Origin of the sequence: Pedobacter nyackensis (genome assembly GCF_900176505.1) — a bacterium.
In the GTDB taxonomy this organism is placed as follows: domain Bacteria; phylum Bacteroidota; class Bacteroidia; order Sphingobacteriales; family Sphingobacteriaceae; genus Pedobacter; species Pedobacter nyackensis.
Genome location: NZ_FWYB01000001.1, coordinates 654,146 through 675,732, shown reverse-complemented (window position 1 = coordinate 675,732; position 21,587 = coordinate 654,146). Strand labels below are relative to the sequence as shown.

The following is a 21,587-nucleotide window of genomic DNA, read 5'->3' as shown; positions in this document are numbered from 1 at the left end:
TCTAATGAAACGATTGATAAACTATATAGCTATTCTGTGTCTGGGGCTGGCATCTTGCAAAAAAGATGGTCCACTTAACGCAGATATGGACAACTTTAACATAGATTCCTTTAAACCAGGAGCAACAGACGAATGGTTAAAAAAGGAATATCTTGATCCATTCAATATTGAGGTTCTGTACCGTTGGGACCGCTATCAGCTTTCCCTGGCCAAGGATCTGGTTCCACCGCTGGAGAGCAAAGTTATCCCTGCACTGGAAACGGTAAAGTCTATCTGGCTTAGCCCCTATCTAACCGTGGCGGGTAAAGAATTTATTAAACCTTATACACCTAAGCAAATTGTTTTAATTGGAAGTGCCGAATACAATAACGATGGTACCATCACGCTTGGAACTGCCGATGCAGGTAGAAGAATCAACCTCTTTATCATCAATAGCTTTCAGAAATCGAACACGGCTAATGTAGAACAAATGATGCATACCATTCATCATGAATTTGGTCATATCCTTCACCAGAATTCGCCAATACCTGAAGATTTCCCAAGAATATCACCAGAGTATGCAGCAAACTGGACTGCCAACGTAAATACAGCCAATGAAGCCAAAAGACTTGGGTTTGTTTCCAGGTATTCAAGAAGCAACGACAACGAGGATTTTGTGGAAATGATTGCTTTTCTATTAGTAGAAGGTCAGGATTGGTTTGATGCCTATGTAAATACTGCAGGCGACTTAGGAAAGCCGAGATTAAGACAAAAGGAACAAATGGTTGTGGATTACTTCAAAACAGCTTACAACATCAATTTCAGGAAGCTGCAGGCAGAAGTTAAGGCTGCTTTTGATAGAGAAACAGGTCGAACCACAACGTTTGCTGCCAACCTTGCCAGAAATACATATAGCAAGATGATCGTAGCAAAAGGTGACGAAAATCAATCGGCTGCATTTACTACTGCATATACTTCTGCCGCGACAGCTGTAAAAACAGCAAGCGCTGCACTTACTTTAGCAGATCAGTTTGAGCTGAGGTTTGGTACGGTGATTGGAAAACCGGTTGCAACCCTGGTTATGACTGTCAAAAATGGTAGTACAAATGAAGAATGGTTTTACAATTACAAAGTAACAGTTACAGGAGATAAAGTGACTTTTGTGCTGGATAATACGATTACCGGAGTAGAAACAGATAAAGGAACAAAATACAGACCTCAGTTGAAACCATTGCTGGATATCATTGAACAAGCTTCAACGGCAGCATTTTTATCTCCTGAGCACTTAACCAAGGGCGGCTTTAAAGGTTCAGTTAATACCTCAAGCTATTTTTACGGATCACTTATCAGATAATTACTATGAAAACCAAAATATTAAGCATACTCTGTTTAGCACTGGCATTAAGCAGCTGTAAAAAAGGATCCGAAGATTTAATGATCGACGGAAAAATGCCGGAATTAAGATCACAGGAAAGTCTGAAAACTTATAAAGAAACGCTTACCTCTGCAGAGAATGGCTGGGCAGCTTACCTGTTTACCGAAGGTGGTGGTGGTTACGGATTTTATATGGACTTTAATGACGAGGATCGTGTAAAAATGCTTGCCGAGATTGATGGTGGTACAGCTACCGATTTAATGATAAGTACCTATAGACTGAAAGCGGTTATGGGCCCTTCGCTATTGTTCGACACTTATAACTACCTGCATCTGCTTGCAGATCCAAATTCGGACGTTGTTGGCGGAACCGCCGGCGTAGGTTTTAAATCTGATTTTGAATTCGAGTTTTCTGGTATAAAAGGAGACACCGTTAAACTTATCGGAAAAAAGAGAAGAAGTGATTTATTTTTAGTGAAGCTAAATACCCAACAGCAAGAGTTTTACCTTAAAGGAGGTCTAAAAACCCTCGTATCCGACCTGACGAATTATTTCACGGTCAACAAAAACCTTTATATAAAAGGAAACGACGAGATCAGCAAAGTTCAGTTTTCTGTGAACATGGATTTAACCGTTAAAAAAGCGTTTTTTACCTGGGTAGAAAATGGTATCGTAAAAACAGCTGAGGCGCCTTTTGCCTATACAACCAATGGCATGTTTTTCAACAAACCGCTTGTTTTTAACAACATTGCTTTTAAAACCATAGCATGGGATAAAACCAAAAACCAGCTTACTGCAACAACGACCACGGGTAAGCAGATTGAGATCTTAAGAGGCGATCTTCCAATTATTCCATTACATATTTTAATGGGAACTGATCGTTTTAAATCTATTACAGTATTCTCTACGCCATTCCAGACCTGGTCGCCAAGCTTTGCAGCCATGCGTGCAACCATGTCTACCTCATTAACGCTTAACACGAGAAGACTGGGAAATATTAATTTCATTTTCAATGATGAAACCAAACAGATGAAGATTACGGTTACTACTTTCAGAAGTATTCTTCCAACAGTTTCTGAATTTGTTTACAGCTATACTAAAACCATTGACGGAACCTATGATTTTGTATTTGTGAATACCGAAGAAAGAACTGCTGTAATATTAAATGCAGTTTTGCCTTTAACAAAGATATTTGCAGATCATAAATTTACATTGGACTATAAATTAGATCCGGTTCAAGGCCAGGTAGGTAGTATTACTAGTGTTGATGACCCTAATTTCTATGTGACGGGAGAATTGAAATAATATTTTATTCATTGTCTGTAGGTTATAGCTGGAGGTCGGGTCGATAAAAGCAGTTCCTGGTACCGCTATACATCAGTTATGCCTCTTGTATGCCTGGCCTCCTGCTTCGGTCATGACTCACTCTTACTACGGGGTTGGTTCGATTCTGACCGAGGCAACCCCGACTTAAGACTGAATGACGGGCGAAGTATCTGCGACTGAACAGGCTAGGCATACCGGAGGCATACAAGACCCATACCGGAAGCATACAAAACCGATGAGCTTTGGTTGAATAGCTGTCCATTTTCAAACAGTGAGAAGTACACAGTAATTTGAAAAAAAAAACCGTCTAACATATTTATAGTTAGACGGTTAAATACACTACTCGTGCCCGAAGAGAGACTCGAACTCTCAAGGATTGTACTCCAACGGCTTCTGAGACCGCAACGTTTACCAATTTCGCCATCCGGGCATTAATAAAGTTCAGATTATCCTTACTTGCGAGCAAATATAGTATTATTGACCGTTTTTTCGAACAACAGATGCAGAATTAAGCGTATTTTTTTCACACCGTTATCCTTCCCAAATACCTACTGCCTGATTATAAAAACTTTGTGCAACCGTTTCATCATTACATTTGTAAAGATTAACCTGAATTTCTTAACTTACATCACATCTATTAATGTAAATTCACGTTTATGAACTGGCTGCTGATTGCTGAAATCGCTTATCTCCTAATTTTAGGTTTAGTTTGTCTTCGTATTATTTACGACACCCGCAGCACTACCAAAACACTTGCCTACCTCCTATTTGCTGTATTTGTTCCCTTCTTTGGAATGATCTTCTACTTCTTCTTCGGGATTAATTATCGTCACAGAAAGATGTATAGCAAGAAACTATACGAAAACGACGATCTGGCGGCAAAGTTTAAACAGGACATCATTCAATATTCAGCTCAGACACTTCAGGAAAACAACGCAAAAATCCTTGGTAACAAAGAGCTTGCATTTATGGTACTAAAAGACTCTATGAGTCCGTTGACTGCTAAAAATGCCGTAAAATTGCTGATAAACGGAGAGAACAAGTTCCCGGAAGTAATCCAGGCCATTCAAAATGCAAAACACCACATCCATATCGAGTATTATATATTTGAAGATGATGATATAGGTACAGCACTGGGCGAAGCAATGATTGCAAAAGCAAAAGAAGGTGTAAAAGTGCGTTTTATATATGATGATTTTGGAAGCCGAGACATCCGTAAAAAGCTAGTCCCATGGCTTGTAGAGAACGGAGTTGAAGCCTATCCATTCCTAAAAGTTCACTTTATTCTATTGGCCAACCGCCTAAACTATAGAAATCACCGGAAAATAATTGTTATCGACGGTTTCACTGCCTTTATTGGAGGGATCAACGTAAGCGACAGGTATATTAATGGGATTAATAATAAGCTGTATTGGCGAGATACACATTTGCGTATTGACGGACCAGGTGCATTGTACCTGCAGTACCTATTCCTGTGCGACTGGAATTTCTGTGCCGAAGAAGTATTACAACCTGACAACATCTTTTTCCCACCTATGTCGGAACAACAAGTAACCGCCGACAATAAAATCGTTCAAATTGCAGCAAGTGGACCTGATTCAGAATCGCCTACTATTCTGTTTTCTATCCTTCAGGCCATTAATCTGGCTACAAAAGAAATTCTTATTACCAGCCCTTATTTCATTCCCGGAGAGAGCCTTTTAGATGCACTGACCATCGCATCGCTAAGTGGAATCTCCGTAAAGTTATTGATTCCCGGCCAGTCTGATTCAAAATTGGTGAATGCTGCTGCCAGATCATTTTACAATGATTTACTCAATGCGGGAGTTGAAATTTACCAATATAAAAGAGGCTTTGTACATGCTAAAACAATGGTTACCGATAAAAAAGTAGCGATGGTAGGCACGGCTAACATGGATTTCAGAAGCTTCGACCTGAATTTCGAAGTAAATGCAATTGTTTATGATACCGAAATTGCCAGTGAATTGAGTGCTATTTTTTACAATGACCTAAAAGATGCCATAGGAATTGATCCTATAGAATGGGCAAATAGACCTATATACAAGCAATTATTAGAGAAAGCAGCGAGATTACTATCTCCTTTGCTTTAGTAAAAAAAAGACTTACTTAATCAGCAAACGATCAAAAGCAAGACTATCTCCATTAAAAGCATTAAAGTCAACAACATGATTAATACCTGATATTTTGGCCTTATCAGAATGTTGCCAGAAATGCCAGTTGGTTTCTTTACTGATCTTTAATTTAGGCTGATAATAATGAGCAATCCATAACGGATATTCATCAAAATGACCGCGTAGATAATCTTTATAAAAAGAAAGTCCTGTATATATAATCGGCTTCACACTCGTTTTTTTCTCAATATGTTTCAAAAACTGAGCTAATTCAGTGCGCATTTTTGATGCAGGAACGCCATCAAGTTCTTCTATATCGACAACCGGAGGTAAATCTCCCGCCTCAAAATTAACGGTCTGCAAAAAGAATTTGGCTTGCCATTCGCCCGGTTTCTGCGGACGGAAGAAGTGATAGGCACCACAAATCACTCCCGCTTTTGGGGCTTCCCGCCAGTTACGCTGAAAATATGGATCCACCTTAAACAAACCTTCAGTTGCTTTTATAAAAGCAAAATCAATTTGTACATCGTCCTCTTTCATCGCCTTCACCTGCTTCCAGTCTATCTTACCCTGGTAATAAGAAACATCTATACCATGAATGTTATAACCTTTTGGAATGCGGATATCAAAGCTGCTGTAAGTACGGTAATTTGGGTCTTCACCAATATCCCTAACCCACCTCCAGGTTGAACTGAAGCCTTTAATGATGTAACCATAATAGAATGGCGAAAGTAATACCAGCAAAACAGCGGCTATAAAAAACTTAAGCCAAACTGGCCAGGGCTTTTTCTTAACGACTTTTTTTCTTGGAGTAGCTTTTCTGCGTGGACGGCCAGATGCATCTGACTCATAAGTTTGGCGGAAAGTAGGTTTTCGGGGAGTAGTTGTTTTTCTAGGTGCTGGCGGCATGATGCTGCAAAAATACACCTTTCGGGTAGGCATCCAAAATAAAAACACCAATGTTCCTGATCAACCTTCGAATTCTATTCTGAATCCACGGAGCGTAGGAATATTGGTGTTTTTATAAATAAAGCATCATGCTTACACACGATACAAAAGCAATTACTTACTTAATTCGGCAAAATACTTGTGGAACAAAGGCAAAGTCTCAATTCCTTTATAATAGTTATAGATATCGTATTTCTCGTTTGGTGAATGCAATGCATCGCTATCTAATCCAAAACCAAAAAGTACTGATTTAATACCCAATGCGCTTTCAAATAAAGCAACAATTGGAATACTACCACCACCACGTGTTGGGATAGGTGATTTACCAAATGAATCAACAATTGCTTTCTCAGCTGCACGGTAAGCCACGCTATCTGTTGGCGTTACTACCGGCTCACCACCATGATGCGCAGTTACTTTTACTTTTACATAATCAGGAGCGATGCTCTCGAAATGCTTGGTAAAGATCTCAGATATCTCATTAGAAGTTTGATTAGGTACCAAACGCATAGAGATTTTAGCATTGGCTTTAGAAGGAAGTACTGTTTTAGCACCTTCACCAATATAACCGCTCCAGATACCATTAACCTCTAATGTAGGTCTCGTTCCGGTACGCTCCAATGTTGAATAACCTTTCTCTCCCCATTCCGCATTGATATCAAGATCTTCTTTGTACTCATTTAAATCAAATGGCGCAGCATTCAATGCTTTTTTCTCAGTATCGCTCAATTCAACCACTTTATCATAAAAAGCAGGAATAGTAATGTGGTTGTTCTCGTCATGCAGAGAAGCAATCATTTTACATAATATTGTTGCAGGGTTAGCTACTGCACCACCATAAACACCTGAGTGTAAATCGCGGTTAGGACCAACAACTTCAACTTCCATATAGGCCAAACCACGTAATCCGGTTTCAATAGATGGATTTTCCATGCTGATCATTGAAGTATCAGAGATCAGAACTACATCAGCTTTTAAGCGCTCAACGTTAGCGTTTACAAAAACACCGAGGTTAGCAGAACCAACTTCCTCTTCACCTTCGATCATGAATTTCACGTTACAAGCAAGTGTATTGGTTTTCATCATCAACTCAAAAGCTTTTACATGCATGTAAAACTGCCCTTTATCGTCGCAAGCACCACGTGCATAAATCTTTCCATCACGTACAGTTGGCTCAAACGGAGGGGTTTTCCATAACTCCAACGGATCTGCCGGTTGTACATCATAGTGTCCGTAAATTAAAACGGTAGGTAAACTTGCATCAATAATTTTTTCGCCATAAACAATAGGATAACCTGCTGTTTCACAGATCTCTACTTTATCGGCACCAGCATCTTTTAGTTTCTGAGCTACAAAATCAGCAGTCTTAAGTACATCCGCCTTATATTTTGGGTCGGCACTAACCGATGGGAAGCGCAGCAATTCAAACAGCTCATCTAAAAAGCGCTGCTTGTTTTCTTCTACATATTTTTTGATTTCTTGCATAACAAATTAGTTTGGACAAATATAATTTAAATATTTACAAAGTACTTTTTGTATGTCTTGTCAATGCCATGCTTATATGAACTTATCGATTAAGCAGCGGTTTTACTTTTTTTAGCATTTCATCGGCTGTAGTATTTGCCAATGATTTTATGTCGAAAACTTCCAAAGCCTTATTGAGCTCATTTAACTCCTTAATCTGCTTATTCTTTGTATAAAATGATCTTAAATGTCTGATTTTTTCAAAATCCTGAGCGCCTTCAAGTAATTTTTCAAACCTGACAGAACTAAACGGACCAGGGTAAACGAGGTAAGTGTCGCCAGCTGGCCATGTGGTAAAACGACTATCTGCTAATGGATTTTTTGTCCAGCTATTATAAGCCCAACGTAAATAGCCATCCATATTTTTATTTGCCGTGTACCAGCCTATCCACACTCCCTCTGCCGGGGATGAGAAAGTAAAGCCATTAGGATAGGGTTCAGTGCAGCAAGTATACCACGTACTAATTTTACCTTGTTGCTGACGTTTTTGCAAAGTGGCCGCCGGGAAATCCCATTTAGAAGCGATGCAATAGACATCTATATCCTGTTCTATTTCAGCATGATACTCTCCGGCCAATGCTATTTTCCAGTTCTTATCAGTCTCTTTCAATAATTTTATGACCGCCTTCATTGCTTCCATCGGCCTTTCATCCATTGCAATATACGTCTTGCTAAACCATCCTTTTTGTTTCAGATGCTGCGTAAAGTCGACAAGCATAGTTTTCCAAAAAGCATTATAGGATGGTGTACCAATGGCATCTGTAAAAACGGCTTCTTTTTGTGAGTTCTCATCATAATAGGTAAAAGCGATTTTCCAGGGCACCATACTGTAACAGTTGATACGCTCCCTAATGCCACAATCCATTACAAAGGCTATATATTTATCAAATAAGCTGTAATCATATTTCCAGCTTCCATCCTTTTTTTTGGTCCATTTAATCAAACTTGGATAATCGTCATAAGTTTGATGTCCCCAAGGCTCATTAACTATGCTCGCGGTAATGGTTTTTTGGCCTGCATTGGCCAGCATCTCGTAGTACTTTTTCATCAATGAAAAATGTTCAGTACTCCACAACGGTACATTGTGCACGCGGGATATCGCTACAGGATGTTGCCATAAATCCAAATCATATTGCCATTTGTTAGCGCTTGGTAGTGTTTGGTTCAATACCTGCACCGTTATGGGTAAAGTATAATCCTTATCTCCTTTAATTTTAATTGTTCCTTTATAAGTTCCGGGACTTGCATTAGCTGGTACCTTAATACTTAGCCAAACCGGTTGCGTACTATTCTTTTCTAATAAGGTAGATCTGGTTTTTGAATCGATGATGTCCGCCACATACGAAGAGTCAAAATCTTTTGGTTTTCGGTAACCGCAGCCGTCTTTAAATTCATCAGTAATCACATATTTTACAAAACCAACCGTAATGTTTTCTTTTTTAATGAGTTGACCTTGTTCGTTTTTCAGATCGTAGACCTGTAAACTAATGTCATTCAAACTCTTGTTTGTCCATGCCAGCAGTTGTGTATGTATTTTTTCGCCTTTCCAGGCTTTTGCTTCCCACTCGGTTTCTAACGCTACTTTTGGTGGTAATTCTCTTGCAAAACGTGTATTGGCGGATGCAAAGCTTATATTTAATCCATTAGGAACTTTGCCCCATTCATCATCGATGATTTGCGCGCTTATTAAAGGCTTTTTTTGCAGTGCTAAGCTTGCGTCTTGCGCCTTAACATTGAAATACAAAAAGAATAGAGAAATAAAAAATAGCTGTTTCATAACCCTAAGCTAACCATTTAGGGAATAAGGTAAAACGGCAATCGCATTACGCCTGTTACGCAACCGTTTGATATAATGTAACAATATAGTTACATTATATCAAGATACGGCCCAGGTTGCCGTACCTGGTTTTTTCGCTTATAGTTGTTTATTTGGTTCAGCTCCCATAATAAGTGTGAGCTTCCCTCTCTTTAATACCTCAGATTGAAGAATATTACCTTAAGTCAACACTATGATCATTTGCAAAATCCTCTCCAGACCAGATCTTTTGTGCACTCCATTTAGCGGCTGGATTGGACCAGAAAGGATCTGTTGAGGGTAAACCCAAAGGCAGGAAAATACTGGTACAAAGGTAGGGACTGCCCTGATTATTATAAGAATCTCCTATATCTGCTTGTGAACCATATAAACCAATTGTTAACCAGCCATTTTTATAAGTAGTTGGGCTCTCCAATGTCTTTTTAATTACTGCGGTTAATGCGCAGCGAACCTGTTCAGGGCCCAACTGCCTGGGCAGTGCTTTTCTAAAAGCCATATCAGCTAAATGATGAAATGCAGCTCCACGGTATATAATCGATCGGCCAGTTGCAGGAAATGTTCCATCTGAATTTATTAACCTTTCCTGGATAATTGCGTAACGTTCATTTCGCTTTTTAATCTTTTCAAACATATTGTTGTAGTTCTTTACTTTGCCACCAATTATATTTGAAATAGCTGCCAGATATGGATGAATAACATAGCTGTTGTAATAATCGAACGCATAAGTACTTCCATCTTTATACATCCCATCGCCAACATACCATTGTTCCATCTGTTGAAGCGCATAGTCTACCCGCATAGGATCCCATGTCTGATCGAATTTGGCAAGGAATGCCTCATTCATCGCTGAAAAAAGCAACCAATTGGAGAATGCAGGTCTGAATCTTCTTGTGGTTACAATAGATTTCAACATTAAGTCTTGATTTTTTTTATCAAGGTTTTCCCACAACCATGGCGCGCGGACGAAAGCAAATGCAACGAAAGAAGCATCAACAAGTTGCTGACTGCCAATATCGTACTTCATAAAATCTTTTGCATTAGAATCCAACGAATTTTTTAGACCTTGAATTACCCACTCCCTATACTGCCTTCTTAAGGCAACCTCAGCGGCATTACCACCTTCCAGTTGTAACCACGGTGCTATACCGCTTAAAACTCTACCCAAAACCTCTACATATTGAACTTTAATACGCTGTTCTTTGCTGTCAACATGAATGGAAGTAATCTGAGGCATATTAATTCTCAAACTATCCTTGGCTAGATTATATAAAACAGGCCTAACCATTTTATCCATCTGTTGCAACCAAAATGCTCTGTCATTTAAAACCTGAGCTTTTTTAGTAGCCTTTTTCTTTTGCCCAAAAGCAAATGCAGAAAACAACATCAAGACTAACAGGGCCTGTGTCAACACTTTCATAAGATTTCTCATGTCAAATTTATCCGATTAGTTTTTCAAAAATCTGTACATTTCGCAATTAGCAAGAAGAAAGGCGCCAACGCCAAAATTAGCGGTCGAATTTTTATCTACAATTTGTCCTGGTATTGCTCTTTCCCCAATTGGTTGCACATAGCCAATTTTTCCGCTTTCCTGAAGTGCTGTTCTCACTAAATAATTCCAACCTTTCAATGCAGCCGGCAAATAAACCTTTTCGTTAAGATAACCATTGTTAATCCCCCATAGCAGCCCGTATGTAAAAAAAGCGGTCCCACTTGTTTCGCAGCCTGGTGCATGTTCCGGATCAAGCATACTACGCGTCCAATAGCCTTCCTTTTGCTGGCTCTTTAAAATTGCCTCGGCCATACCTTTGTACTTCGTTAAATATTCCTTTCTATGTTTATCATTTTTAGGTAGATCTTTAAGCACTTTAGCCAAACCTGCAAATACCCATCCATCTCCTCTCGCCCAAAAATCTTTCTTGCCATTTGCACTCTTATGTTTCGGATAAGGGTATTTTGCATCACGATAATAAAGCTTTTCCTCTTTATCATACATGATACTATTGGCATACATAAAGTATTCATATAGTTTATCGAGGTATTGTTTGTTTCCTGTTATTTTATAAAGCTTAGTCATGACAGGCATAGCCATATATAACCCGTCGGCCCACCACCAATAATCATTTGCCGAAGTACTCATTTGGTAGTCTATAACCTCTTTGGCTCTTGCAATTTTATAATCCTCAGGATTTAAATGATATAAATCAATGTAAGTCTGAAAACATATTTGCCAATCCCCAAACAACACATGATCATCCGTTTCACCATACCGATATTTCCATTTGGTTTTATCTGTAGACTTTGCTCCCATCCATTTGTTATGAATTGCCCAAGCTTCAGAATACTTGCGATATTTCTCATTTTTTGTAAGTGAAACAACTTCCATATTTCCAGTATGATAAGCGGCATTATCCCAAAATGACCGCACTTCAGGCGTTTTATTCGATTGCCAATAAGTGTTTGCCTTATCGATGATATTTAGTACCTCTTTTTTAGATGGTAAATCCTGCGCTTTTAAATTGACTATGGCAAAAAATGCCATTAAAAAACTGATATAAATTTTATTCCTCATTTCTATTTTAAAATAGGTTCATTATTGTAAACTGCCGGCGTCTGTTGTTGTAACCAAATGGTCATCCAAGCCGATCCCATTCTACTTGCAATTGCTTCTTCCCTGCCGAGATAGCTATTTTCCTTATCGCCAATATAGGTATGTCCATCAGCAAAGCGTTTTTGTTGCTCCAGGACTTTGTTGATATGCAGTTTTGCCCAATATGCTCCTTTATGTTTCTTCGAAAGATTATCCCAGCCATAAGTAAAAGCTGCGACATCCAGATTGGCGAAATTATCATAAACACCAAAGCCCCAATCAGAACCTTCAGGATAATAAACTTCGGGTGATCCTTCCTGATACATAGTACCTCCAGGTGCTTTGTAAGGCGGATCTGAAAACCGATGAGTGGTTACCGAATAATAAATTTTATCGAGATTAAAGCGTGCTGCTTCTGGCGTTAATTTCCCGGCCAATGAGAATACAATCGGCGCATTAATCATCGAAGCAAGCGCATTGTATTGAGGATGGATAATGCCATGATTGATTACAAAACCGGGCTCTTCCATATTGTAGCCTTGTATCCATTTGCTAACAGGCTTTCCATGTATAATTCTTGCATTGTGGATATCTGAAGGTAGCGCAGTTGCAGCGATCAAATATTCAACAGCCTTTTGTAACCATTTGTTCGAGTGGGCATGGTTCGGTAACATTACCGCTGCCAGGTACAATAATTCAGCGTTCCAGGCATTTTCTTCAATTTTAGAATCACCTTTGAAAATTACTTTCCCAGTACTGTCTTTATAATAAAGCGGAGCTGATGGAAGAAAACGATCTGCTTCAGAAACCAGCATTTTGATAACATTAGATCGATCATCAGGAGAAAATTCGTCCCATAATAGCCAGGCTCCGTATCCAATGTAATAAGCCCAGTGAGCCGCTTGCCAATCTCCTCCCCAAACCTTACGGCTACCATTAACTTTATGGTCATAAGCCACAGAACGGAGCAACGAGACCGTTTTATCTTTAGCTTCTTGCAATGATACCCCTGTTACTGACGGATCATATATCCCCGTTTTAATAGCAATTGCAACACCAAATGCCATTGCAGCAGGAAAACGATACCGGTATTCATTTACCTTGGATTTGCTTTTCAAATCAAGATAACCACTGGAATCTCGCTGATATTTTTTCACGTTATGATACCAGGAAGTGAGTGCAAACTTATTGGCATTAAGCAATGCGGCTTTTACAGCACTTGTTACTTTATCACGAGGTGCTTTTTTTTGAAAGTCGCCCCAATTAATTGACATCACCATTGTCGAGCTATCAGACTTCCGGGTAGTCGTATTAACCTGGCTTTTCCCAGAGTTGACTTCGATAACCAATATTAAAATGGGTACTATTATTTTCAAATGATATTTCATCGTATTTTTATTGTATCAAAAGTGTTAAAACCATAAGGTTACGGCATATTGGTCGAAAATTCAATATTTAAGGATTTTACAAGTTCAGGGTATTTACGTGCAACATTCGTTGTTTCTCCTTCATCAAATTTAAGATTGTACAACTCGGTACCATTTACCAACTTCCAGTCACCACTTCTTACGGCAGTTTGTTTACCATATTTCCAATACAGGTTTCGTTTCAAATCTCCCTGATTAAAAAGGACCTTCCTGATATCAGCTCCATCCGTATGGACTTTATTGTTAGCGCATCCTATGATTCCAGCCAGTGTAGGCATAATATCCATATTAACCAAAGGTGTACTTACTACCTGTCCTGGTTTAACCTTTGCAGGCCAGCTTAATAACGCAGGCACTCTTATCCCTCCTTCCCACAACTCAGCTTTCTGACCTCTCAATTTTCCATTACTGGCATGCCCATAGTAGCTTTTTGAATATCCTCCATTATCTGAAATAAACCAAATCATTGTATTTTCTAAGATGCCTTCCTTCTTAAGCCGATCCATTAGCTTACCCACATTGTGATCCAAACACATAACCATAGCTGCATAAGCTCTTCTGTATGGGTCAGCAATATTAGAAACCTTGTTCAAGTAGGTTTGTGGGACCTGCAATGTATTCAGGTCGTTTCTCCCTTTATATTTCGTCTCCCCTAAAGAAAGGGTATAATCCTTTATATTTTCGGGATCTGTTTTTCCATAATGCGGTGCATTATATGGCAGATAGAGATAGAACGGCTGCTTTTTCTTAGACGCTAAATGAATAAAATCAACAGCATGATTAGTGATGAGATCGGTACTATAACCTTTTTCAGCCTGAAGCTTGCCATTTACATACCAATCTCCTTCCGATTGCCCATAAGTATGTGAAAAATAATCAATACAACCGCCTAGTGCTCCTGTAAAAAGATCAAAACCATAATCAACCAGAAGGTTTATAGAATTGGCTTGTCCCAGGTGCCATTTCCCAATCATTCCCGTTAAATACCCTTCAGATTTAAAGCGAGTGGCCATAGTGGTTTCGCTTGTGTCCAGATAATTTTTATCATCAGGCATAAGCGCAAAAGTAAGATTATGCTTTGAGCGCTGAGGATAAGTCCCCGTAAGCAAGCTATATCTTGAGGGGGTACATACAGGCGCTGATGCATAAAAATTGGTAAAACGGATACCCGTTTTACCAATTTTATCAATATTGGGAGTAGAAATTTCGGCTCCATAACTACCTAAATCACCATAGCCCATATCGTCAACATAAATAATAATTACATTTGGCCGATTTTCAACCACTTGCCCCTGTGCGGACTTACCAAAAGTGATTAACAAGAGGGCAATACAAAAACAGCTTATTTTCATCTTCTCGATTCCTTACACTTTGTAATATTGCTCCCATCCTTTGCGTGGTGGTGGACCAATAAGTAGTGCATTGGCCACTTTATTATTGATAATTATTTTCTTTTTACGGTCAAATTCAAGTTTTGTATTTAATTTCTGAGCGAGCACACCCAGACAGAATACCTGACTTAAAGGCCCTGCTACTGAAAATGGCGACCTTGTTTTTTCTTCTCCTTTACAGGCTAGAAGGAAATTTTTAAAATGGTTTGAAGGACTTTGTTGTACTTCCGGCAATGAACCAGCCATAGCCTTTGCTTTTTCTTCGGGAATAATCGAGAGCGTGCTACCATGAGAACCTCCTTTAAATGTGAGCTCCTTACTGTAGATTATTTTTCCGGGGTTTAATTTTGCCGGCTCTATTTTTCCTGTACTTGGCGGCGGGATATTCGGATCTAAACCGGAAACGCCGTATCCTTTGGGAATCGGAGGCAAATTATTAATCCCATCATACCAGTTAACGTCTAAAGCCGGCATATTGCCTCTTTTTGGAAACTTAAAAGCCAAAGTAGTGGATGTTGGATAAAAGAAATTGTTATGCCCACTTAAAATTGGATTAATCTGATATGGCAAGCCAAGATCAAGAAATTCATGTGCTGTATCCAAAATATGAGCTCCCCAATCACCAAGCGCTCCCATACCTAAATCAAACCAGCAACGCCATTGCCCATTCACAAAATCCTTATTATAACTGTGCCCTGTAGTTGCCATTTGCCATATGTCCCAATCCAGGGTATCTGGCATTTTTTGAGCAGCTGGGAAAGATTTCATATTGATATCCCATCCATGCCAGCGCCTTGGTGAATTCATATGAGCTGTTATTGACGTTACGTCTTTAATAATACCTGCTTCCTTCCAAGCCTTAAATTGGAAATAATTAGCCTCAGAGTGTCCCTGGTTACCCATTTGTGTAACTACCTTATCGTATTTCTTCGCAGCTTTCATCATCAGCTCGACTTCATTAAAAGTACGGGCCATTGGTTTTTCTACATACACGTGTTTTCCTAAGCCCATAGCCATCATGGTTATCGGAAAATGTGAAAAATCAGGCACACCGACGGTAACAGCATCTATCTGGTTACTCATTTTATCAAACATCTTTCTGAAATCCTGGAAACGAGGTACGTCAGGAAATTCTTTCAAAATAGCCAGCGTTTGTGCTGCGCCCATGTCCACATCACACAATGCAACAATATTAACCAGACCTGTTTTATACAAATCACGAATAATTTCAGCCCCTCTATTTCCAATACCTATACAAGCCAGGTTTACCCGTTCATTAGGGCTGGCTAATTTGATATCTCCCTTGCTCATCCCCATAATTATTCCAGGAGCAATCGCTGCCGCAGCAGATAACATCATCGTTTGCTTTAAAAAATGTCGCCTTGAAAATTCTTTTGTACTCATTTTTAATAATTTTTACACATTTATTTCTAAACACTATTTCAAAAACCCGATCTCAAATTTTGAAATCCATAGGTTTCCGGGAAACAATTCGAGCTAGCCCTGGCTAGCTCGAAAATTCATATCTAATTTTTTAAAAATTCTAATTCAAAGTTTTTAAGATAAGTTTTCCCATCAAAACCAAAATCAGCAAGAATTGGGATCTTTAACCAATATAATGTTAAAGCAGATACATCACTAACTGTCGATGGAATTGAAAATAGAGATGTTATAGGCTCTTGAGCTGTCCCCGGAGGATATACTGATGCTAAATTTCCCCAACTGTAAACGCCCGATAAAGACATGTTATAACCACCAGGAGCTTCATTGAAAAAAGTACCCTCAGTTCCCTCGTCCATAGGCCAAAAACCAGTTAAGTTAGTATAATTAGTATGTTTCGTAATATCCTTCAGTCCCAAATTGCTTTTGATCACTGCCTCGCTGAGCGCCGTATTAAAATAAGCTAAATTGGCTCCATAAAAAGATGTAGGTGTGTCACTATCACCAGCCCTGTGACCTATTCTGACCCCTTCAGTGGTACTAAGACTTTTCTTACCACTTATATTAATGGAATTTTCAAGGTTACCATCCATATACATGGTTAAGTTTCGGGTTGTTGCATTCACATACTCAACAGTCATCGTTAATGTATGCCAAACTGTACCAGGAGTAGTAGTCGAACTTCTTTCATCTTTTCCAGCTCCACCATTCAAAGTTCCTCCTACAGTAACTACCCATTTACCACTTGGGTACAATGCCCATTGCCAGCCGGTGATTGATCCACCACTAAGATTGGTACTTTTACTAAAGAAACTGGACCAACCTGTTGGTGTAGGGCTATTAAATTTCACATCCATCTGTACGGTAAAACTTTTGGTTTCACCGGCATCATATAAACCATTGTCATTTAAAAGTGTAGCCCTGCCTGTTTTATTATTGAATAAAACAGGGTTAAAGCCAGTTTTTTTCAATTCAAATTCTTTAAATGCCGGATTATGTACTATAGTAAAACCATTTTCAGGATTAGCGCTACTTCCACCATGATTACTGGTTACAATAACCAACCAATCTTCATTGGCAAAAGTTTTTCTCGCCTTTAAAGCCGCTAAAATATTGCCTACATATTCATCAGCCTTAATAATTGCATCTTTATAGGTACTATTACCAGCCAAATAACCACCGTTACTACCCGCAGTTTCTACCTCTCTAAAATTAACCAACACAGCACCTAAACCAATCTGGGTATTTAAAATGTTAATCGTACTATCCTTTACACCCAAATCTGTTGTTACCTCTGGTGAAAAATCAGCATTACGCATGTATTTACGTAAATCAGACCAGGAAGTAACCATCGCTGTTTTTACGGCTTTGTATTGTGTTACATAATCCAATACATTTCGATAAGAAACAATATCTCCATGGCCTACCCTATTAGGATCCGGGGTTCTTTCAAAATTATCATTACTAATCTGATGTTTAGAATAACCGGTTCCCGTTAACATAGAAGCCCAACCACCGGCATCCGAAGCCGTTTTTAAGGTATTATAAGAATACTTTGAATTCTTTTGCAACGCTGAAATATTAGTCGGTGCAACTTTTTGCAACTCAGCACCGGTCAATCCATCAATACTAATAATCAAAACCTTACGCTGTTCTGTCGACAGACTTTTTAATTCTTCAAATATGGGTGGTGGATTATCGTACTTCTTGCAGCCAGAATAAATTAAAATGCTCAATAAACCTGCTGAGAGTATTGTAAAAATTTTATAATTTAATTTCATGATATTTTAATAATTATGGCTTAATTAAGTTCATTTCACCAAATACCACATAAGGATTCGTGGAATATCCAGTTTTAACAATTACTTTAAAGAATTTCGCATTTATATTCCCATTTGGGAATATATATTCAAACCTGTTAGCGCTGTTTGGCAAAGTTGTAGTACCAATGCTAGTGAAATTAACATTATCTCTACTACTAAAAATTTCAATCAATTTTCCATCTCCTACTCTGCTAGTGGCTCTGCCATTAAAGTACATCCCTTTAATCGGAATATTAGCCCCCGCATTGAAAACAAATGTAAAAGGAAAGGTTAATGCACCGGTTGGAACTGGACTATACTGAGAGTGGTAAATGGTGGTCGGATTATTATCTACAAGGTTAGCAAAAGATCCTTCTTGTGCGGGGCAACTTACCGATACTACACTTGTGTTGTAAACCACGGCTCCCGTTCCACCTGTTTTCGTTAATGGATTGTATGTCCAGATTTGCTTATCTAACAAAGGATACTTAGCTGACATTTTAACTGCAATTGCATCACTATAGGAAATACCCCAGGCATCAAAAAATGGTGCTAAATCTGTTTTTGTATAATCAGATAATTGCTCATAAACCCAATTATGCATCGTGATATCACTCGGATTAAGACGTGGTGCGTGTCTGGCTGCTGTATACAAGTGGGTCATTGCTCCATACCCAAATTTTTCAAAAATCTGTACAAACGGAGTCATGCGTTTAAACGGATCATCCATTGCTGCATCCTTATCAAAATTTTTGACACCCGTACCACTTGCATAAGTAATCGCTTGCGGAAAGCCTGTCGTCACCGAAGAATGTAATGTGCTATAATTAGCCCCAATTCTATTAGCCACTTTAAAATTAAAAAGATTATTGGTCGTTTCCCCTAAAGTACTCCAACTCCAAACCTTCCCTTGCTGGCAATTGTGACCAAACTCATGGTAAGTTCCCCACTGCCCGGAACTGGTATTAACTGAATTTAAACTGGTAAAACTAGCAAACCAATAACCATCGTTTAAGCCCACAAAAGGGAAACCACTATGACCATAACCTAAGGACAATTGAATGTCTAACACTCCTCTCCATGGGCCTTGTGGACTTCTATCTCTCTCATCATCAGCATCATCAGATAAGCCCATCCAGCCATTATAATCCAAATCAAATACATCATTCCACTTCGTCATTACCGCTGTAGGATTAGTAAATGGTTCTGAAGACGTAAATGTCTTTATCACTTTATCTCTTGGTACCAAAAATACTACCCTTTTTGTTCTTAGTTCTAACCAGGGCACTTGCGAAGCTTTTACCTTGGCTACCCAATCTGTATCATTAATTTCTCCTAAGACAAAATCAGGAGAAACGCATGCATTGGTTATCGTAAACTCCACGGGCGTAGGATAAGCATTATTAGCAAGTATATAGATTGTACCTCCATACAAATTACGTACGTAATTAACACCAGCGTACAATTGCTGGCGCATGTAAATAAGCGGATCCCGTAACAATGGATATTTACCACCAAGATTATCTGTATGTCCACCAATTTGAACTGTTAAACCTTCTATACCCGCTGGAACTACAATTTTAACAAGTTCCCCGGGCGCAGCGTAAAAACCCGTACTAAATTGCGGTTCAGGAGCCACTGAAATACGGAGATTCTCAGCAGTTTGCTTTGTAAAATTTAAATCCAATGTAAACTTTGCGTTCTGAACACGAGGCTCTGATTGATCAACCAGGCCCGGAAACACCCTCGCCTTCGAATACATCGATTTATCGATTACCTTTATGTTGGTATCGATCTTGTCGTTAGCCACGTTTTTAGAATCGTCAGGATAACCATCTGGTATATTGTAACCGTATTTTTTACAAGATGTAGCAACCAGCAACACCATAACGGCAAGTATTTTTGTAAGATAATAGTGTTTCATATCTGATTAGTTTTTTGGTAAAGTAACAGTAGGGTTGTAAAATTTACCCATTAAGCCCCATTGCGATGGAACGGCAATATTTAGCCAATTATAAATTAGTACTGGAATGTCAACACCATTAGGTACAGCGGTATATGCAGCGGATGAAATTTCCGGAGAAATATTTGGCGAAATTTCAGAGAATGGAATAAACTGAACAGGACCAGAATAGGTCATGTTATTACCTTTACCCGAAACATCTGCAGCTACGGTTCCACTGGTTTCATCAAATGGCCAATAGCCTAATAAATTACTAAAAAATGGATTGCTAGGTCTAAGCTGAATACGCATATTTTTGATGACTTCAGCTGGAGTCATAGCTACATTAAATATCGCTAAATCTTTAACCATAAAACTGGTATTTTTCCCCATATCTGCACCTATCCGTAGTGGAGCTGTATTGTCTCTATTCGTTACTCCAATATTTGTACTACTACGAGAAACTCCATCTATATAAAAAACAGTAGTTCTGGTACCACCTGAGGTAGTTATAGTAATTGCATAAGTATGCCATTTGCTATCATTCATTACTGCGGCTCCTTGTAGGGTACTGGCTCCGGAAAAACTTAGCTGTACATTGTTACTTCCCCTAAAATAGTTCCATCCTGCACCGGAACCAAAAGTAACTTGCTTAGCTATGAACGGAGGGAAACCACTTGCTGCTCCGAGGTCATCCTTCATTTTAAACATCATGGTAAAATTACCACTTACACCAAAGTTACCTATGTTTGTATTACTGCTTAGCAATGCTTTTGGGCTTACCGATGCATTAGAAGCAAAGCGCGGCGCCGTCCCAACATAAGGCAAGTTATCTATATCCGGTTGGCTTATAGGCGTTACAACAAATTTGGGATTATAAAACGCTAAAAATGTGTTCCTGGAAAGATCATCATAAATATTACTTCCACCTGCACCACCTGAGGTCCCGCCACCTTTATTAGAAGCGATCACTACCAGCCAATTTTCAGTGGCATAAGTTTTTCTAGCTTTCAACGCTTTCAAAATTTCGCCAATATAGCCATCGATATTTTGTATAGCTGTTGTATAGCTTGGTGTAGCTGTTGTATAGCCTGCTGTAGCGCCTGCATCTTCAGCACTATGGAATTGGGCAACGACTAACGAAGGGTTGTTTGTACTTAATTCATCAACTACTGCTGCTTTTACGGCGGCATCATCAGTTAGCGTTTGTTTCATCGAAGCATCAACAGCTAAATTATCATTAAAACCAGCAGAAGCGGCAATTGAAACCGATCTGACATTACCCAAACTTTCTTTTATCCTGGTAAAAATAGTTGGAGTTGCCTGCAAGTTAAGGCCACTAAAATTTTCGTTACTTACCTGATGCTTAGTATAATCTACGCCTGTAAGCATAGTGGTCCAGGCAGCAGCATTGGTCAGTTGATTATACTGAAAATCTGCTAAACCATCGTAACTATAAATAGCTTTTTGGGTTATTTCCGTGATATTCGTTGGTGCTAACGATTCAACAACTGAACCTTTAACACCATCCATAATAATATATAATACCTTTTTTGAACCATCCCCAAGCCCAAGGGTATCATTTCTAAATGATTTCGGAAGTACATTCTCAAAATCTTTATTACAGCCCGAGATCACTAAAATTAAACCAATAATCGCTGTAATACTTAAAGTTTTTATCTCAAAAAACGATTTTATAATTTTTTCCATTGGAATATAATTTTGTTTTTTAATTGTAATGAAGCTATCATGACCAATATTCAGTGCTGTTTCTGAGCGTTTGCTCATGATGGTTTCATCAGTATATAATTTGTTTTTTATCGGTGATGAAGCTATCATGAGCAATATTCATCGCAGTTTGTGAGCGTTTGCTCATGATGGTTTCCATATCCAATTAAT

Annotated in this window: 14 protein-coding genes and 1 tRNA gene; 3 read left to right on the top strand and 12 right to left on the bottom strand. The window is 38.9% G+C overall.

What is annotated here, in order from left to right; translation table 11 throughout:
• The first annotated feature begins 4 nt into the window (after window positions 1-4).
• A complete protein-coding gene (locus B9A18_RS02740; protein WP_084287125.1) occupies window positions 5-1,333 on the top strand; it encodes a zinc-binding metallopeptidase in 1,329 nt (442 codons plus the stop codon).
• 5 nt (window positions 1,334-1,338) lie between these two features.
• Window positions 1,339-2,658, top strand: a complete 1,320-nt coding sequence (locus tag B9A18_RS02735; protein ID WP_084287124.1) for a DUF4302 domain-containing protein — start codon at window positions 1,339-1,341, stop codon at window positions 2,656-2,658.
• 367 nt (window positions 2,659-3,025) lie between these two features.
• Here the strand turns inward: B9A18_RS02735 and B9A18_RS02730 are convergent.
• A tRNA-Leu gene (locus B9A18_RS02730) sits at window positions 3,026-3,109 on the bottom strand.
• A 226-nt stretch (window positions 3,110-3,335) separates the two neighbouring features.
• Between B9A18_RS02730 and cls the strand changes: the two genes are divergently transcribed.
• Window positions 3,336-4,790, top strand: a complete 1,455-nt coding sequence (gene cls, locus B9A18_RS02725; protein WP_084287123.1) for a cardiolipin synthase — start codon at window positions 3,336-3,338, stop codon at window positions 4,788-4,790.
• Window positions 4,791-4,802: 12 nt separating this feature from the next.
• Here cls and B9A18_RS02720 read toward each other — a convergent pair whose 3' ends face one another.
• The 11 genes from B9A18_RS02720 to B9A18_RS02670 all read right to left on the bottom strand — a co-directional run bounded on the left by B9A18_RS02720 (window position 4,803) and on the right by B9A18_RS02670 (window position 21,398).
• Complete coding sequence (locus tag B9A18_RS02720) at window positions 4,803-5,720, bottom strand: glycoside hydrolase family 25 protein (protein WP_084287122.1); 918 nt, start codon at window positions 5,718-5,720, stop codon at window positions 4,803-4,805.
• A gap of 153 nt (window positions 5,721-5,873) precedes the next feature.
• Window positions 5,874-7,244: a dipeptidase gene (locus B9A18_RS02715; protein WP_084287121.1), complete on the bottom strand. Its 1,371-nt coding sequence runs from the start codon at window positions 7,242-7,244 to the stop codon at window positions 5,874-5,876.
• 82 nt (window positions 7,245-7,326) lie between these two features.
• Window positions 7,327-9,060 carry a DUF4091 domain-containing protein gene (locus tag B9A18_RS02710; RefSeq protein ID WP_084287120.1) on the bottom strand — a complete coding sequence of 578 codons (1,734 nt, stop codon included), beginning with the start codon at window positions 9,058-9,060 and terminating at the stop codon, window positions 7,327-7,329.
• Window positions 9,061-9,274: 214 nt separating this feature from the next.
• Window positions 9,275-10,528, bottom strand: a complete 1,254-nt coding sequence (locus tag B9A18_RS02705; protein WP_200816295.1) for a DUF2264 domain-containing protein — start codon at window positions 10,526-10,528, stop codon at window positions 9,275-9,277.
• Window positions 10,529-10,543: 15 nt separating this feature from the next.
• Window positions 10,544-11,668, bottom strand: coding sequence for a glycoside hydrolase family 88/105 protein (locus tag B9A18_RS02700; RefSeq protein WP_084287118.1), 1,125 nt, complete (start codon window positions 11,666-11,668; stop codon window positions 10,544-10,546).
• A 2-nt stretch (window positions 11,669-11,670) separates the two neighbouring features.
• The gene (locus B9A18_RS02695; protein ID WP_084287117.1) at window positions 11,671-13,074 is read right to left on the bottom strand and encodes a hypothetical protein; all 1,404 of its coding nucleotides are present in this window, start codon (window positions 13,072-13,074) and stop codon (window positions 11,671-11,673) included.
• Between the two features lie 38 nt (window positions 13,075-13,112).
• Window positions 13,113-14,465 (bottom strand): sulfatase-like hydrolase/transferase, encoded by a 1,353-nt coding sequence (locus B9A18_RS02690; RefSeq protein WP_084287116.1) that lies wholly within the window; start codon window positions 14,463-14,465, stop codon window positions 13,113-13,115.
• 12 nt (window positions 14,466-14,477) lie between these two features.
• Window positions 14,478-15,908 (bottom strand): Gfo/Idh/MocA family oxidoreductase, encoded by a 1,431-nt coding sequence (locus B9A18_RS02685; protein ID WP_084287115.1) that lies wholly within the window; start codon window positions 15,906-15,908, stop codon window positions 14,478-14,480.
• Between the two features lie 122 nt (window positions 15,909-16,030).
• Window positions 16,031-17,725, bottom strand: a complete 1,695-nt coding sequence (locus B9A18_RS02680) for an alkaline phosphatase family protein (protein ID WP_084287114.1) — start codon at window positions 17,723-17,725, stop codon at window positions 16,031-16,033.
• 13 nt (window positions 17,726-17,738) lie between these two features.
• Window positions 17,739-19,670 (bottom strand): M60 family metallopeptidase, encoded by a 1,932-nt coding sequence (locus tag B9A18_RS02675; RefSeq protein WP_084287113.1) that lies wholly within the window; start codon window positions 19,668-19,670, stop codon window positions 17,739-17,741.
• Between the two features lie 6 nt (window positions 19,671-19,676).
• On the bottom strand, window positions 19,677-21,398 hold the full coding sequence (locus B9A18_RS02670) for a LamG-like jellyroll fold domain-containing protein (protein ID WP_159452589.1): 1,722 nt from the start codon (window positions 21,396-21,398) through the stop codon (window positions 19,677-19,679).
• Between the last annotated feature and the right edge of the window lie 189 nt (window positions 21,399-21,587).